General features: G+C 68.6%; 14 protein-coding genes. 7 read left to right on the forward strand and 7 right to left on the reverse strand.

The window, feature by feature from the left end:
* From iolC to IV088_RS25435, 4 genes are all read right to left on the reverse strand, one after another.
* Positions 1 to 1,514: 5-dehydro-2-deoxygluconokinase (gene iolC / locus IV088_RS25420; RefSeq protein WP_291107679.1), on the reverse strand; the 1,514-nt coding region annotated here is incomplete at its 3' end.
* Positions 1,514 to 2,299, reverse strand: a complete 786-nt coding sequence (locus IV088_RS25425) for an ATP-binding cassette domain-containing protein (protein ID WP_291107683.1) — start codon at positions 2,297 to 2,299, stop codon at positions 1,514 to 1,516. The genes IV088_RS25425 and iolC, both read right to left, overlap by 1 nt.
* Positions 2,300 to 2,474: 175 nt before the next feature.
* Positions 2,475 to 3,620 carry an ABC transporter permease gene (locus IV088_RS25430; protein WP_291107686.1) on the reverse strand — a complete coding sequence of 382 codons (1,146 nt, stop codon included), beginning with the start codon at positions 3,618 to 3,620 and terminating at the stop codon, positions 2,475 to 2,477.
* A gap of 69 nt (positions 3,621 to 3,689) precedes the next feature.
* Positions 3,690 to 4,718: a sugar ABC transporter substrate-binding protein gene (locus IV088_RS25435; protein WP_291107688.1), complete on the reverse strand. Its 1,029-nt coding sequence runs from the start codon at positions 4,716 to 4,718 to the stop codon at positions 3,690 to 3,692.
* A 221-nt stretch (positions 4,719 to 4,939) separates the two neighbouring features.
* Between IV088_RS25435 and IV088_RS25440 the strand changes: the two genes are divergently transcribed.
* From IV088_RS25440 to IV088_RS25450, 3 genes are read left to right on the forward strand one after another with little or no spacing between them, the layout of a single operon-like run.
* Positions 4,940 to 5,806 carry a MurR/RpiR family transcriptional regulator gene (locus tag IV088_RS25440; RefSeq protein WP_291107691.1) on the forward strand — a complete coding sequence of 289 codons (867 nt, stop codon included), beginning with the start codon at positions 4,940 to 4,942 and terminating at the stop codon, positions 5,804 to 5,806.
* A gap of 54 nt (positions 5,807 to 5,860) precedes the next feature.
* The gene (iolG, locus tag IV088_RS25445) at positions 5,861 to 6,856 is read left to right on the forward strand and encodes an inositol 2-dehydrogenase (RefSeq protein WP_291107694.1); all 996 of its coding nucleotides are present in this window, start codon (positions 5,861 to 5,863) and stop codon (positions 6,854 to 6,856) included.
* Positions 6,857 to 6,866: 10 nt separating this feature from the next.
* The gene (locus IV088_RS25450; protein WP_291107697.1) at positions 6,867 to 7,889 is read left to right on the forward strand and encodes a Gfo/Idh/MocA family oxidoreductase; all 1,023 of its coding nucleotides are present in this window, start codon (positions 6,867 to 6,869) and stop codon (positions 7,887 to 7,889) included.
* A gap of 23 nt (positions 7,890 to 7,912) precedes the next feature.
* Here IV088_RS25450 and IV088_RS25455 read toward each other — a convergent pair whose 3' ends face one another.
* Positions 7,913 to 8,854 (reverse strand): aldose 1-epimerase, encoded by a 942-nt coding sequence (locus IV088_RS25455; RefSeq protein ID WP_291107700.1) that lies wholly within the window; start codon positions 8,852 to 8,854, stop codon positions 7,913 to 7,915.
* Between the two features lie 28 nt (positions 8,855 to 8,882).
* The gene (locus IV088_RS25460) at positions 8,883 to 9,794 is read right to left on the reverse strand and encodes an SMP-30/gluconolactonase/LRE family protein (RefSeq protein WP_291107703.1); all 912 of its coding nucleotides are present in this window, start codon (positions 9,792 to 9,794) and stop codon (positions 8,883 to 8,885) included.
* Positions 9,795 to 9,952: 158 nt separating this feature from the next.
* Here IV088_RS25460 and IV088_RS25465 point away from each other — a divergent pair, with 158 nt between their 5' ends.
* Positions 9,953 to 10,768, forward strand: a complete 816-nt coding sequence (locus tag IV088_RS25465) for an SDR family oxidoreductase (protein ID WP_291107706.1) — start codon at positions 9,953 to 9,955, stop codon at positions 10,766 to 10,768.
* Between the two features lie 105 nt (positions 10,769 to 10,873).
* Here IV088_RS25465 and IV088_RS25470 read toward each other — a convergent pair whose 3' ends face one another.
* Entirely contained in the window at positions 10,874 to 11,827 is a 954-nt protein-coding gene (locus IV088_RS25470; protein WP_236962677.1) for a LysR substrate-binding domain-containing protein, read from the reverse strand.
* A gap of 124 nt (positions 11,828 to 11,951) precedes the next feature.
* On the opposite strand from IV088_RS25470, the gene IV088_RS25475 reads away from it, so the two are divergent.
* The 3 genes from IV088_RS25475 to IV088_RS25485 form a co-directional block, all read left to right on the forward strand.
* Positions 11,952 to 13,403 (forward strand): aldehyde dehydrogenase family protein, encoded by a 1,452-nt coding sequence (locus IV088_RS25475; protein WP_291107709.1) that lies wholly within the window; start codon positions 11,952 to 11,954, stop codon positions 13,401 to 13,403.
* Positions 13,404 to 13,450: 47 nt separating this feature from the next.
* Entirely contained in the window at positions 13,451 to 14,416 is a 966-nt protein-coding gene (locus IV088_RS25480; RefSeq protein WP_291107712.1) for an ABC transporter substrate-binding protein, read from the forward strand.
* 76 nt (positions 14,417 to 14,492) lie between these two features.
* Positions 14,493 to 15,042, forward strand: a 550-nt coding sequence (locus tag IV088_RS25485) for a substrate-binding domain-containing protein (protein ID WP_291107715.1), incomplete at its 3' end; no start/stop codon positions are given.

A 15,042-nucleotide genomic window follows, 5' to 3' on the forward strand; every position in this document is an offset into this window, starting at 1 on the left:
TCGCGCGTGGCTTCCCACAGCTCCAGCACGGTCTGCTCCTGCTGCAGGCGCAGCTCGAAATGATCGTCGGGGTGGTAGTGCACCAGGCACTTCACCACCTGCTCGGTCGGCCAGTGGATCAGCGCGCTGCCGATGGAACGCGTGCCGTCGAAGCGCAGCGGGCGCGAGCCCGGCAGCTCCACCGGGCGGCCGACCCACCAGCCGCGGCCAGTGGCGCTGGCCAGCGCGTCGCGGCCGTAGTCGCCACCGTCGATCAGCACGCCGGTGTGACCCTGCAGCTGGCGGCTGCGCTCCACCTGCTCGGCGGCCTGCACCAGCAGTTGCTTCAGCGCCGGGATGCGCGATTCGGCGGCCCCTGCGGCGCGCGCGATGTCGTAGAACTGGCTGCGGTGGTCGAAGGCCATGACGCACAGCTCGTCCCAGCTCGGGCGCGCGGCGGTGACGCGGTGCAGGTGGGCCAGCTGCTCGTCGGCATCCACCTTCGGGTTGCGGCTGCCGCCGAACCAGTGGGCCAGCTCGGCCGGCGTGGGCATGGCCGCGGAGCAGGCGTGGCGCGAGACCACGATGGCGCCGCAGGCGTTGGCGACCCGGGTGGACTCGGCCCAGTCTTTGCCTTGCAGCAGGCTGGCCATCAGGCCCGACAGGAAGGCGTCGCCCGCACCCAGCACGTTGAGCACCTCCACGCGTTCGCCGCGGTAGGTCGGCGCGGCGTCGATGTCGTCGGGCACATCGCCCTCGATCACACAACAGCCCAGGGCACCGCGCTTGACCACCAGCGTGGCCGTGGGGCAGAGGGCGCGCACCGCGCGCAGGCTGGCGATGAGCTCGTCGGCCACGCCGCCGGCGATGAAGAACTCTTCTTCGGTGCCCACCAGCAGATCGAACAACGGCAGCGAGGCCTGCAGCTGGCGCGTCACGCCCGCGTCGTCGACAAAGCGGTTCTCCCCCGCGCCGCGGCCGGTCAGTCCCCACAGCACGGGGCGGTAGTCGATGTCGAGCACGGTCACGGTGCCGTGGCGGCGCGCGGCTTCCAGCGCCTTGTGCGCGGCGGCGCGGGTGCCTTCGGTCGACAGGTGGGTGCCGGTGATGGCCAGCGCGCGGCACTGGGCGATGAACAATTCGTCGATGGCCGCAGCGTCCAGCGCCATGTCGGCGCAGTTCTCGCGCACGAACAGCAGCGGGAAGGTGTCGCGGTCTTTCAGGCCCAGCAGCACCAGGGCGGTCAGGCGCTCCGGGTCCACCTGCACCTGGCTGGTGTCGCAGCCTTCGGCCTGCAGGCTCTCGGTGAGAAAGCGGCCCATCTGCTCGTTGCCCACGCGGGAGATCATGGCGCTGCGGCCACCCAGGCGGGCCACGCCGAAGGCCAGGTTGGCCGAGCTGCCGCCGAGGTACATGGCCAGGCTGCGCGCATCTTCGAGGCGGCTGCCGAACTGCTGGGCGTACAGGTCCACGGCGAGCCGGCCCAGGCAGGCCAGGTCGTGGCGGCGACCTTGTGGAAATGGGAGCCTGTTCATCAGATGGTCACTCCTTCCAGGTCTTCCATCAGCGTCTTCATCTCGGCGCCGCCGGCCATCATGTCCAGCAGCGCCTCCTTGGAGATGTCGGCCTTGGCGTAGGTGCCCATGGACTGGCCGCGGTTGAGCAGGGTGAAGCTGTCGCCCACGGGGTAGGCGTGGTTGGCGTTGTGGGTGATGAAGATGACCGAGATGCCGCGCAGGCGCGCCTTGAGGATCAGCTTGAGTACGTTGGCGCTCTGCTTGACACCCAGGGCCGCGGTGGGTTCGTCCAGGATCAGCACCTGCGCGCCGAAGTGGATGGCGCGCGCGATGGCCAGGCACTGCTTCTCGCCACCGGACATGGTGCCGATCATCTGGCCCGCGTTGCGCACGCGGATGCCCATCTCGCCCAGCTTCTGCGTGGCGATGGCCTCGGCGGACTCGTGGTCCATCACCGGCAGCACACCGAACAGCTTGCGCACCGGCTCGCGCCCCATGAAGAAGTTGCGCGCCACGCTCATCAGGGGCACCAGGGCCAGGTCCTGGTAGACGGTGGCGATGCCGGCGTCCAGGGCGTCGCGCGGGGAGCGGAAGCGCACCGGCTCGCCGTTGACCAGGTACTGCCCCTTGTCGGCCATGTGCACCCCGGCCAGCGTCTTGATCAGCGTGGACTTGCCGGCGCCGTTGTCGCCCAGCAGGCAGTGCACCTCGCCCCGCTTGAGCCGCAGGGTCACACCGCTGAGGGCAATGACCGGACCAAAGTACTTGGAGATGTCTTCGAGTTGCAGGATGTAGTCACTCACAAGATGTTCCTTCAGAAAGTCGAGAAACGAGACCCAGCCCAGCGGCGAGCGAAGCGAAGCCCCTGCCAGGCCACCGCAGAACCGGCTTCGCCGGGCTGCCAGTGGCGCCCCCCCCTGGAGGGGGGTGACGCCGAAGGCGGCGCGGGGGGTACTTCCCGCCCAGCGCGGGGGGCACTCATGTCCTCCCCATCGCGAAGCGACGGCGGATGTAGTTGTTGAACAGCACGGCGGCCAGCAGCATCACGCCGAGGAACACGCGGTACCAGTTGTTGTCGATGCTGGTGTAGCCGATGCCGATCTGCACCATGCCGAAAATCAGGGCGCCGAAGGCCGCGCCGATCACCGAGCCATAGCCACCGGTGAGCAGGCAGCCGCCGATGACGGCCGCGATGATGGCTTCGAACTCTTTCTGCAAACCGCGGTCGGCCGCGGCGGAGCCGGCGTCGGCCACCTGCAGCACGGCGAACAGCGTGGCGCAGAAGGCGGTGAACATGAACAGCCCGATCTTCACCCGCGCCACCGGGATGCCCACGTTCTTCGCGGCGTTGGCATCGCCCCCGACGGCGAGGATCCAGTTGCCGGCCCGGGTGCGGGCGAGCACGAAGGCCCCCACCGCGGCGAGCACGAACCACCACACCACCACCTTGGGCACGCCGATGGCCAGGGCCGTGCCGTCGTCGCGCGCCGCCATCCAGCCGGCCGCCGAGAGGCTGTCGAACAGGCCGGTCAGCACATGGCCGTGGAACAGGGCCGACACCACGGGGTCGGCCAGCATGGCCTCCTGCAGCACGATGTCGCCGCTGCTCGACAGGATGGTCTTGCCCGTCAGCAGCACGGCCACCGCCAGCGACAGGCCGCGCAGGATGAAGAAGAAGGCCAGGGTGACGATGAAGCTGGGCAGCCCGGTCTTGATCACCAGCCAGCCGTTGAGCCAGCCCAGCGCCATGGCGCAGGCGAAGGCGAAGACCACCGCGGCGCTGGGCGCCCAGCCCCATTCGAGGATGGGGATCGCCACCATCATCCCGGCAAAGCCGATCATGGAGCCGACCGAGAGGTCGAACTCGCCCGCGATCATCAGCAGGGCCGCGCCCACGGCGATGATGCCGAGGAAGCCCGCCACGGTGCCCCAGTTGACCGTGCCTTCGGCGCTGAACATGCCCGAATCTCCGGCCGCCAGCACAAAGATCGCCACCACGAGCAGGGTGCCCGCGATGGCACCGAACTCGGGTCGGGCGAGCAGCTTGCGCACGGCGCTCACGTTGCGCACGCGTTCGTCGCCCGGCAGGTTGGCGGGCGCGCCGCTCAGGTTTGCACTGGCCATGTCATGTCCTCAAAAATATGTCTCGGTCGGCAGGCCGGCGCCCGCTCGGGGCACCGGCCCATGTTCAGGTCAGCGGTACTGGCCCGCGTACTTCTCCACCTTGGGCAGGGTGTCCTTGGTCACGAAGCCGGGGCCCGAGCCGATGTGGCGGGCACCGAAGGCGGGGGCCAGTCCGTACTCGGCGAAGCGGGCCTTGGTCTTGGCGTTGGCCTGGATGGCCTCGGACACCTTCTTGATGTCGCTGGTCTTCTGGGCCTTCATCGTGGCCATCACCGCCACCGGGATGTAGCCCTGCAGGTAGGGCTGCTGATCGATGCCGAACTGGATGGTGCCGGCCTTGACGCCCTTGCCGATTTCATCGGACAGGTCGAAGGTGGCGAACCAGATCTTGCCGGCCTGGCCGCCCTTCTCCAGCGCCTTGAGCGTGGGGTGGGCCGAGGTCGGGCCGAGCGTGAGCACGGCCTGGGTGCCGGCGTTCTGGCGCAGGTAGGCGCTGACCTTGGACTCGATGGTGGTCGGGTCGTCGCCGGAGTCGATGGTGCTCTTCTTGAAGTCTGCGCCGATGGCCTCGGCGAAACCGCGGCAGCGGTCGAACGAGGCCGGGTTGGTGGCGTAGTGGTTCACGCACAGGAAGCTCTTGACGCCCGCGGCCTTGGCGCGCTCGCCGGCGCCCTTGCCGGCTTCATATTCGGGCTGGCCCACGTGCATGATCGCGCCCAGCTTCTCGCTCTGGGCGGTGGTGCCGGAGTTGATGGTGATCAGCGGGATCTTCTTGTCGGTGACCTTCTTGAGCGCACCCTGCAGCACGTTGAAGTCGGCGATGGTGGTGATCACGCCGTCCACGTTCTGCGCGGCGGCCTGCTCGATCAGGCGGGCCATGTCGGCCAGGTCGCCGTTGGCCGGGTTGCGGTACTCGACCGTCACGCCGTAGTCCTCGCCCGCCTGTTTGACCGAGTTCTTGATGGTGTTCCACCACGAGTCCGAATCGGGGGCGTGGCTGATGAGCACGTAGCGGCCCTCGGCGTGCACGGCGCCGGCGGCCAGCAGGGCGGCCAGGGCCAGGGTCTTGAGCACGGGTCGCACGGAAGAAGCGTTCATGTTTGTCTCCAGTCGGTTGTTGAAGCGGAATGCCTGCGTGCCGTCAGGAGCGGGCGAGACCCGCCCCAGCGGAGGCACGGGACGGATGGTAGGACCGAAAGAGAAATTTTCTTCTAGATGTTTTCCCTAATGAAATATTTTTTCTATTTTTCCATTTCTGGGCTACAGTGCCATCCAACGCAGAGGCGCTCTTCATCCCCGTTTTTTCGCACGTCCAAACCATGACCTCTCCCAAGCCCATCACCCCGGTGGACGAGTTCCTGCAGCGCCTGGTGCACGAGCACGGGCGGCTGAGCCGGCAGCTCAAACTGATCGGCACCTACATCGAGCAGCACCGCGACCACGTGGGGCTGGAACGCATCCAGGACATCGCTGACCACTGCGGCGTGCAGCCCTCGGCCGTGGTGCGTTTTGCCAAACACTTCGGCTTCTCCGGCTTCTCGGAAATGCAGGCCCTGTTCCGCGCCGGCATCGCCACCCAGATCGCCCCCAGCCGCAGCTACCAGAACCGCATCCGCGAAGCCGTGGCGCGCAGCGACCACCCGCTGGACAGCGCCAGCATCGCGCAGGAGTTCGTGGGCGGCGCGGTGGCCGGACTCGAAGAGCTGCGCCAGCAACTGCCCAACCTGCCCATCGACCGCGCGGTGGACCTGCTGGCCCACGCGCCGTCGCTGTGGGTGGCGGGTGCGCGCCGGGCCTTCCCGGTGGCGACCTACCTCGCCTACGCGCTGCAGCACACCGACAAGCCGGTGCAGCTGGTGGACTTCGCGGGCGCCATGCACGTGGGTCAGGTGCGGGGCTTGCGGCGGGGCGACGTGATGGTCGCCATCAGCTTTGCGCCCTACGCCGAAGAGACCATGGACGTGGTGCGACAGGCGGCCCAGGCGGGCGCGACCGTGATCGCCATCACCGACAGCCGCGTCGGCGCCCTGGCCCAGCTGGCCGACGTGGCCCTGGTGGTGCAGGAAAGTGCTGTGTTCGGCTTCCGCGCGCTCTCCAGCACCATGGCCCTGGCGCAGTGCCTGTTCATCGCCCTCGCCTACCGGCTCGAACTCGAATACAAGCCCAGCGGCGCCGCGGCGCGCTGAGCGCCGTGGCCCCTCGCAACGCCTTTCTCCAACCCACCACCTGACCGAACTTTCATGAAGAACGTTGCTGTTTTTGGCGCCGGCCGCATTGGCCGCATCCACGCCACCAACCTCGCCGCCCAGCCGGGCGTGCAACTCCAATACGTCTGCGACGCCGTGCCCGCGGCCGCCGCCGACCTGGCCCAGGCCCTGGGCGCCCAGGTCGCCGACATCGACGCCGTGTTCGCCGACCCGTCCATCGACGCGGTGGCCATCTGCTCGCCCACCAGCACCCACAGCGACCTGATCGCGCGCGCCGCTGCCGCGGGCAAACACATCTTCTGCGAGAAGCCGGTGGACCTGTCCGTGCCGCGCGCCGAAGCCGTGGCCCAGGCCGTGGCCGCCGCCGGCGTGGGCTGCATGATCGGCTTCCAGCGCCGCTTCGACCCCACCTTCAACGAGGCCCGCCGTCGCATGGACGCGGGCGAGATCGGCAATCCCGAGATGCTGGTCATCACCAGCCGCGACCCGGGCGCGCCGCCGGTGGCGTACATCCAGCAGTCGGGCGGCATCTTCCGCGACATGCTGATCCACGACTTCGACGTGTTCCGCTGGATCCTGTGTGCCGACGGCGACGAGGCCGCCTGGCTGAGCGCCACCGGCTCGGTGCTGACCGACCCGGCCGTGGGCGCGGCGGGCGACTTCGACTGCACCGCCGTCACCATCCGCACGCACAAGGGCCGCCTGTGCCAGATCAACACCACGCGTCGCGCCGCCTACGGCTACGACCAGCGCTTCGAGGTGCTGGGCTCGGCCGGCCTGCTGCAGTGTGGCAACCACACGCCGAGCGAAGTGGTGCAGTGGGACGCGAACGGCGTGAAGGGCGACAAGCCCGAGGCCTTCTTCCTGCAGCGCTACGCCGCCGCCTACCGGCTGGAGATCGAGCACTTCTTCAGCTGTCTGCAGTCGGGCCAGCCGTTCAAGACCACGGTGCAGGACGGCGTGATGGCGCAAAAGCTCGCCGATGCCGCGACGCAGAGCGCCACCACGGGCCAGCCCGTCACGTTCTGAGGCCGCCCGCATGAGCACCAAGATCCTCAACGTCGGCATCGCCGGCCTCGGCCGCCTCGGCAAACGCCACGCCGAACAACTCGCCCGCCACACCCCGGGCGCCCGCCTGGTCGCGGCCTGCAGCCCGGTGGCCGCCGAACTCGACTGGGCGCGCAATGAACTGGGCGTGACCCGCTGCCACGACACGCTCGACGCGATGCTGGCCGATGCCGACCTTCACGCCATCGTGCTGGTGACACCGACGACGCTGCACGCCGACCAGACCAGCGCCTGCCTGCGTGCCGGCAAACACGTGTTCGTCGAAAAGCCGCTGTCGCTGGACGTGGCGACCTGCGAAGCGGTGGAAGCCGTCGCGAAAGAACACCCGGATCTGGTCGCCATGGTCGGCTTCGTGCGGCGCTTCGACCCGAGCTACGCCGAGGCCAAGGCCGCCATCGACAAGGGCGAGCTGGGCAGGCCTTTCCTGGTGCGCTCGCAGACCTGCGACCAGAACGACGACTCGGGGTTCTTCGTGCGCTTTGCCGAATCGTCTGGCGGCATCTTCATGGACTGCAGCGTGCACGACATCGACCTCGCGCGCTGGATGCTGGGCAACCCCAAAGCCACCCGCGTGTTCGCCAGCGGCACCATCGCGATGCACCCTGGCCTGGCCGATTGCGGCGACGTGGACAACGGCCTGGCCATCGTGGAATTTGACGGCGGACAGCGTGCGGTGCTCTACGCCAGCCGCACCATGCCGCACGGCCACGAAACCACCACCGAGGTGATCGGCACCACCGGCACCTTGCAGGTGGGTGTGGGGGCGCACCTCAGCCGCGTGCAGTACCGCGACGCCTGCGGCGTGGGCCACCGCGCCCTGCCCGATTTCTTCGCGCGCTTCGGCGATGCGTTCCGGCTGGAGATGGAGGCCTTCGTCGCGGCCTGCCGCGGCGAGCGCCCGTCGCCCCTGACGCTGAACGACGCCACCGAGGCCACACGCATCGGCCAGGCGATCACGCAGTCGCTGCGCAGCGGGATGCCGGTGACCCTCTGAGCGACGGGCAAGCCCCGTTCCGCTCAGCCGCCGCTGGCCGGCACTGCCGGCAGCAGCGCCCCGAACCGCCACTGCACATGGAGCGCACACGCCTCGCCCTGCGACAGCACACGCAGCCCCGGCTGGCCGGCCAAGTGGAAGGCGTCGATGGGCTGGGTGATGGGCTCGAAGCAGAAGGCCGGGCCCACCGGCGGCCGGTAGATCAGGCAGAAGTGCTGCGCAGCGCCGCCGTCGCGCTCGAAGTCGGGCATGGTGGCGGTGAGCTGCAGGCCGCGTTCGGGCCATTCGATGCGGGCGCTGCCGCCCCAGCCGGTGTAGCCGTTGTCGATCAGGGTGCCGTGGGCGGACACGCCGTCGTTCAGGTTCCAGCCGGGCGGGTACTGCGTGGTGTGGGCTACCGGCATCGGGTCGTCGCCACACAGCCAGACGCCCTGCACCGGCGCGCTGATGCGCGTGGCGGGCGTGCGCGGGAACCAGGGGTGCACGCCGATGCCGTAGGGCAGCGGCTGCTCGCCCAGGTGGCGCACCTCGACCCGCTGGTCCAGCCCGCCGTCCACCAGCCGGAAGGTCTGCACCGCCTCGTAGTCGTGGGGGTTGCCCTGGAAGCCCTGCGAGCGCAGGGTCATGACCAGGGTGTCGCCGGCCGGTTGCGTGAGCGCCCAGGGCTGCAGCCAGCCGTCGCCGTGGATCGGGTAGGGCTCGCCCACGCGGTTGTTCTGCATGGGGTGGAAACGCCCACCGTGCGTGAAACCACCACCGCTGATGCGGTTGGACCAGGGCACCATGGGAAAGGAGGCGAGCCGGTACAGGTCCGGAGTCACACCGTCCCAGGGGCGCCAGAGGTCCAGCGGGCCTTCCGGCCGGTCGGCCTGCCAGGCGGCCACACTGCCGCCCAGCGAGGGGACCAGCCCCAGGCGCTGACCGGCGTGGTGCAGCCAGACGATGGGGTGGGTGGTCTCGGGCATGGGTGCGCTTTCAGGTGGGTGTTTCGCGTCATCCGCCGAACAGGTTGGCGGGCAGGCCCGGGCTGTCAACGGAAACGGCGAACAAGCCGCCCGCGAGTGGCTCGGCCGCGAGCTGCTCGGGCGTGAGACCAAAGCGCGCGGTGGTGATGAACAGGGTGTGCAGGTCGGGGCCGCCGAAGCTGCAGTTGGTGACGTGGCTGGTGGGCAGTTCCACGCGGCCCAGTTCCTCGGCGGTCACCGGGTCGTGGCAGCTCACGCAGGCGCCGCCCCAATGCGCGATCCAGACGCGGCCCAGCGCGTCGGTCGTCATGCCGTCGGGCACGCCGTCGCCGGGCGCCATGCGGTTCCACGGCTGGAGAGGCGACAGGGCGCCGGTGGCGGGATCGCAGTCGGCGCGGTAGGTGCTGCCGTTCACCGTGTCGTTCACATACAGATGCAGGCGGCCCGCGTCCAGCGCCCAGGTGGGACCGTTGGTCACGGCGAAGCCCAGGGGGTGGCGCGTGCAGCGGCCGTCGGGGTCGTAGCGGTAGAGCGCGCCTGTGGGCGCCTCGCAGGCGAAGTCCATGGAGCCGGCCCAGAAGCGGCCCTGCGCGTCGCACTTGCCGTCGTTGAAGCGGTTGCCTGGCGGCTCGGCCTCGGGCTGGTGCAGGTAGATCGGTTCCGGGTCGGTGGCGGGGTCGAACACCGCAAACCCCCGGCGCAGGGTCACGATCAGGCCCGGCGCCCCGGCGCGCTCGGCCAGCGCCGAGATGTTTTCGGCAAAGGTCCATTCGCGATGGGTGCCGCTGGCCAGGTCCAGCCGGTGCAGGCGGCAGGCCAGGATGTCCACCCAGTACAGCGCCTGCTGGCGCACCGACCAGAGCAGGCCCTCGCCCAGCTCGGCACCGCCGGCCCACACGCAACGCACCGGTCCGCACACGGGGCCGAAGGGGTCAGGCACAGGCTCTCCGGCGGGTGGGGTTTCCACAGGGTTCACGCTCGTCTCCGTCTGTTGTTTCTGTACCTGTCCGATGAATGCCACTTGACGCTGCGCATCTTATCGCCGCAAAGTGATGCCTGGAACCGATCTTAAACATATATATCGATATACATATTGCAATGACAAGTGCTTCTTCCACCCCACCGTCCGCCGCCACCGTCCCGGCAACGGCCGGGTTCTCCCGCTTCCCCAGCCTGCGCGACCGCGCCGTGTTCGTCACCGGCGGAGGCAGCGGCATCGGGGCCGCCATCGTCGCGGCGTTTGCCGAACAGGGCGCCCGCGTCGCCTTCGTGGACGTGGCCCGGGAAGCCAGCGAGGCCCTGGCGCAGCGCCTGGTGGACGCCGGGCATCCTCGTCCGTGGTGGCGCGTGTGCGACGTGCGCGACATCGCCGCGCTGCAGGCCGCCATCGGCGACGCGGCCGCCGCGCTCGGCGACTTCTCGGCGCTGGTCAACAACGTCGCCAGCGACGACCGCCACACCCTGGAGTCCGTGACGCCGGATTATTACGACGAACGCATGGCCATCAACGAACGCCCGGCCTTTTTTGCGATCCAGGCCGTGGTGCCGGGCATGCGCCGGCTCGGCGCGGGTTCGGTGATCAACCTGGGCTCCACCGGCTGGCAGACCAAAGGCGCGGCCTACCCTTGCTACGCGATCGCCAAGTCGTCGGTGAACGGGCTCACGCGTGGGTTGGCCAGGTCGCTGGGGAAAGACCGCATCCGCGTCAACACGGTGTCGCCCGGCTGGGTCATGACCGAGCGCCAGATCGCGCTCTGGCTCGACGCCGAGGGTGAGCAGGACATCCAGCGCAACCAGTGCCTGCCCGACAAGCTGCGCCCCCACGACATCGCGCGCATGGTGCTGTTCCTCGCGTCGGACGACGCCGCCATGTGCACAGCACAGGAGTTCAAGGTCGACGCGGGCTGGGCATAGGCCCCAAGCCCGCCATGGGCGGGAACCCAGGGCACCGCCGGGCCGGCTTTGCCGGACGGCCAGTGCCGCCCCCTGGAGGGGGTCGCGCGCAGCGCGGCGGGGGTGTCAATCCAATGCCCGCCCGTACTGCACCATGCTGACCTGCTTCAGCGCCTTCATCATCACCTTGGCCGCGGGCGAGAGCAGGCGGTCGGTGCGGGTGATGATGCCGAAGGCGTCCATGTGGCAGGGCATGGCCAGCGGCAGCACCGAGACGATGCCGTGTGAGGCGTAGTAGTGGGCGACGTCGGCCGCGAGCACGGCCACCATGTCGCTCTGCTGCAGCATGCGGGTGATGAACAGCAGGGCCGAGGTCTCGATGGTGTTGATCGGTGGCGCCAGGCCGTCCTGCTGGAACATGAGGTCGAAGCGGTGGCGCAGCACGCTGCCGGCCGGCGGCACGATCCAGCCCGCCGCGAGCACGTCGCGCAGGGTCAGGCCGCTGGTGCCCAGCAGCGGGTGGCCCGGGCGGGTGATGGCGCAGATCAGCTCTTCGGTCAGCGGCTCGTAGCGCAGGTGGGACTTGTCGTGCTCGGCAAACAGGCGGCCCACCACGATGTCGAGCTTGCCCTGCTCCAGACGCTCCAGCAGCACCGGGCTGGTCTCGATGTCGAGCGAGATGCGCAGGCTGGGGTGCGCCTGCTTGACCTGGGCCACGGCCGCCGGCAGCAGGGTCAGACCCGGCGAGGTGATGGCACCGATGCCCACCTGCCCGTAGTGGCCGGTCTTGAGCGCGTTGAGCTCGTCGTGCGCCTGGTTCAGGCTGGCCAGTGCCATGCGCGCGTGCCGGATCATGGTCTCGCCGTACCAGGTGGGCCGCATGCCCCGGGGCAGGCGCTCGAACAACGGCACCTCCAGCACGTCCTCCAGGTCCTTCAGCAACTTGGACGCGGCCGGCTGCGTCATGCTGAGCACCTGGGCCGCGCGGTGGATGTTGCCCTCCTCGGCCAGCGCCACCAGCAGCAGCAGCTGGCGGGTCTTGAGGCGCGCACGGATGAACCAGTGGTTGTAGGTGCTCATGGGATGGGGGGATGGGGTGGGGTTTTCCAGAATCCAAAGACGGATATGTATTTTGTCCAAAAAACGATTGGATTGATATGAAAATCAAACCTAGACTGCAGCCCGGCACATCAGAAGGACCTTCATGAAGCTCGGCGACATGCAGCAGAACCCCCGGCACCTGATCAACGGACGCTGGGAAATCGGCACCACCACCGGGGTGAGCACCAACCCGTCGGACACCCGCGAGGTGGTGGCCGAGTACGCCCGGGCCGACCGCAACCAGACCGAGCTGGCCATCCGCGCCGCCGCCGACGCGCTGCCCCACTGGAGCCACAGCACCCCGCAGCGCCGCGCCGACGTGCTCGACCAGATCGGCAGCGAACTGCTGGCGCGCAAGGACGAGCTGGGCGCGCTGCTGTCCCGCGAAGAGGGCAAGACGCTGCCCGAGGGCGTGGGCGAGGTGGCGCGCGCCGGCCAGATCTTCAAGTTCTTCGCCGGTGAGGCGCTGCGGGTGCAGGGCGAGGTCATGGCCTCGGTGCGCCCGGGCGTGCAGGTGGACGTGACCCGCGAACCCGTGGGCGTGGTGGGCATCATCGCGCCCTGGAATTTCCCCTTCGCCATCCCCGCCTGGAAGATCGCGCCGGCCCTGGCCTACGGCAACACCGTGGTCTTCAAGCCGGCCGAGCTGGTGCCGGCCTGTGCCTGGGCGCTGGCCGAGATCATCAACCGCTGCGGCCTGCCGGCCGGCGTGTTCAACCTGGTCATGGGCAGCGGCCGCGAGGTCGGCCAGACGCTGGTGGACCACCCGCTGGTCAACGCGCTGAGCTTCACCGGCTCGGTGGCCACGGGCGAGCGCATCCTGCAGGCCGCCACGGCGCGGCGCGCCAAGGTGCAGCTGGAGATGGGCGGCAAGAACCCGCTGGTGGTGCTGGCCGACGCCGACCTGGACCAGGCCATCGACTGCGCGCTGCAGGGCTCGTACTTCTCGACCGGCCAGCGTTGCACGGCGTCGAGCCGCCTGATCGTCGAGGCCAGGGTGCACGACAGCTTCGTGGCCCGGTTGCGCCAGCGCCTGGAGGCGCTCAAGGTGGGCCACGCGCTGGAGCGCGGCACCCAGATGGGCCCGGTGGTGGACGCCAGCCAGCTGGACCAGAACCTGGCCTACGTGGACATCGCGCGCAACGAGGGCGCCGAACACGTCTGGGGCGGCCAGCGGCTGGAGCGCCCCACGCCCGGCCACTACATGAGCCCGGCCCTGTTCCTGGCGAAACCCGAGCACCGCATCGCCCGCGAAGAGGTGTTCGGCCCGGTGGCCTGCGTGCTGCGCGCCGACGGCTACGAACACGCGCTGGCGCTGGCCAACGACACCCCCTTTGGCCTGTGCGCGGGCATCTGCACCACCTCGCTCAAACACGCCATGCACTTCAAACGCCACGCCGAGGTCGGGATGACCATGGTCAACCTGCCCACGGCGGGCGTCGATTTCCATGTGCCGTTTGGTGGGCGCAAGGACTCGAGCCACGGCTCGCGCGAACAAGGCCGTTACGCGGCGGAGTTTTACACCACCGTCAAGACCGGCTACATGCTGGCCTGATCGCTTCGTCAGACATCGCCCTTCCCTTTCAACCAGGAGACAACACCATGAAACTGAACCGCAGAACCCTCGCCGCCGCCATCGCCTGTGCCCCCATCGCCGGTCTGCTGCCGGCCGCCGCCTGGGCGCAAAAGCCCATCGTGCTGGGCTTCAGCCAGGTCGGTGCCGAGAGCGAATGGCGCACCGCCAACACCGAGTCGATCAAGTCGGCCGCCAAGGACGCCGGCATCGAGCTCAAGTTCTCCGACGCGCAGCAGAAGCAGGAAAACCAGATCAAGGCGATCCGCGCCTTCATCGCCCAGAAGGTGGACGTGATCGCGTTCTCGCCCGTGGTCGAGTCGGGCTGGGAGCCGGTGCTGCGCGAGGCCAAGGCGGCCAAGATCCCGGTGGTGCTGACCGACCGCTCGGTGAACACCAAGGACGACACGCTCTTCGTCTCCTTCATGGGCTCGGACTTCGTGGAAGAAGGCCGCAAGGCCGGTCGCTGGCTGGTCGAGAAGATGAAGGACCAGAAAGGCGAGGTCAACATCGTCGAGCTGCAGGGCACCGTGGGTTCGGCACCGGCCATCGACCGCAAAAAGGGCTTCGAGGAAATCATCAAGGCCGACCCCAAGTTCAAGATCATCCGCTCACAAACCGGTGACTTCACCCGCGCCAAGGGCAAGGAGGTGATGGAAGCCTTCCTGAAGGCCGAGGGCAAGAAGATCAACGTGCTCTACGCGCACAACGACGACATGGCCATCGGCGCGATCCAGGCCATCGAAGAAGCCGGCATGAAGCCCGCGAAAGACATCACCATCATCTCCATCGACGCCGTCAAGGGCGCCTTCGAGGCCATGATCGCCGGCAAGCTCAACGTGTCGGTCGAATGCAGCCCGCTGCTCGGCCCGCAGCTGATGGCCGCCGTGAAAGACATCAAGGCCGGCAAGGCGGTGAAGAAACGCATCGTGACCGAAGAAGGCATCTTCCCGATGGAAGTCGCCGCCAAAGAGTTCCCCAAGCGCAAGTACTGATCCGGCCCACGGATCACCCCCCAACCCCGCGCGCCCGCAGAGGCGCGCGGTTCAACAGAAGACCGGAGACCCTCTCATGAAACGTGCAACCCTCAAGACCCTGCTGGCCGCCCTGGCGCTGGGCGCCGTCGGCGCCTCGGCGCTGGCGCAGGACAAAGGCAGCATCGGCATCTCGATGCCGACCAAATCGTCGGCCCGCTGGATCGCCGACGGCGACAACATGGTCAAGGTGCTCAAGGAGCGCGGCTACAAGACCGACCTGCAGTACGCCGACGACGACATCCCGAACCAGCTGGCACAGATCGAGAACATGATCACCAAGGGCGCCAAGGTGCTGGTGATCGCCTCCATCGACGGCACCACGCTGTCGCGCGTGCTGCAGAGCGCGGCCGACAAGGGCGTGAAGGTCATCGCCTACGACCGCCTGATCAAGGGCTCGAAGAACGTGGACTACTACGCCACCTTCGACAACTTCCAGGTCGGCGTGCTGCAGGCCGGCTCCATCGTGGACAAGCTCGGCCTCAAGCAGGGCAAGGGCCCGTTCAACATCGAACTCTTCGGCGGCTCGCCCGACGACAACAACGCCTTCTTCTTCTACGACGGCGCCATGAGCGTGCTCAAGCCCT

Origin of the sequence: Hydrogenophaga sp. (assembly GCF_018780075.1) — a bacterium.
Lineage (GTDB): Bacteria > Pseudomonadota > Gammaproteobacteria > Burkholderiales > Burkholderiaceae_C > Hydrogenophaga.